Origin of the sequence: Nitrincola lacisaponensis (genome assembly GCF_000691225.1) — a bacterium.
Taxonomy (GTDB): domain Bacteria; phylum Pseudomonadota; class Gammaproteobacteria; order Pseudomonadales; family Balneatricaceae; genus Nitrincola; species Nitrincola lacisaponensis.
The window spans coordinates 1-1,170 of record NZ_JMSZ01000031.1 but is presented as its reverse complement, the minus strand read 5'-3'; the positions used below and the strand labels follow the sequence as shown (position 1 = coordinate 1,170).

General features: G+C 50.7%; 1 rRNA gene. It reads right to left on the bottom strand.

The features are described 5' to 3' along the window. Positions 1–1,058 (bottom strand): 23S ribosomal RNA (locus ADINL_RS10060); the annotation flags it as partial. Positions 1,059–1,170: the final 112 nt, after the last annotated feature.

Below are 1,170 nucleotides of genomic sequence, written 5' to 3'. Positions count from 1 at the left end.
CTAAGCCAACCTCCTAGCTGTCTAAGCCTTCCCACATCGTTTCCCCCTTAACCAGAATTTTGGGACCTTAGCTGGTGGTCTGGGTTGTTTCCCTTTTCACGACGGACGTTAGCACCCGCCGTGTGTCTCCCATGATTGCACTCTTGGGTATTCGGAGTTTGCATCGGGTTGGTAAGTCGGGATGACCCCCTAGCCGAAACAGTGCTCTACCCCCCAAGGTGAGACATGAGGCGCTACCTAAATAGCTTTCGAGGAGAACCAGCTATCTCCGAGCTTGATTAGCCTTTCACTCCGATCCACAGGTCATCCGCTAACTTTTCAACGGTAGTCGGTTCGGTCCTCCAGTTGATGTTACTCAACCTTCAACCTGCCCATGGATAGATCGCCCGGTTTCGGGTCTACTCCCAGCGACTTGACGCCCTATTAAGACTCGGTTTCCCTACGCCTCCCCTAATCGGTTAAGCTTGCCACTGAAAGTAAGTCGCTGACCCATTATACAAAAGGTACGCAGTCACCGTATTAAAACGGCTCCCACTGCTTGTACGTACACGGTTTCAGGGTCTATTTCACTCCCCTCACAGGGGTTCTTTTCGCCTTTCCCTCACGGTACTGGTTCACTATCGGTCAGTCAGGAGTATTTAGCCTTGGAGGATGGTCCCCCCATCTTCAGACAGGATATCACGTGTCCCGCCTTACTCGTTTTCACAGCGTATAGGTTTTCGTGTACGGGGCTTTCACCCTCTATGGCCGCACTTTCCAGAGCGTTCCACTAACCACAACACCGCTTAAGGGCTGCTCCCCGTTCGCTCGCCGCTACTAAGGGAATCTCGGTTGATTTCTTTTCCTCCGGGTACTTAGATGTTTCAGTTCCCCGGGTTCGCCTCTCAAAACCTATGTATTCAGTTAAGAGATACCTAATAAATTAGGTGGGTTTCCCCATTCGGACATGTGTGGATCAAAGCTCGTTTGCCAGCTCCCCACACCTTTTCGCAGGCTACCACGTCCTTCATCGCCTCTGACTGCCAAGGCATCCACCGTGCACGCTTATTCACTTGACCATATAACCCGAAGGCGTCTGTTCAATTAAATCGTAACGATCGATTTCGCCGGTTGGCGCTTGTATTTCTACAAGACAATCTATTTCTTTCAGTTCGAATTGTTAAAGAGCGT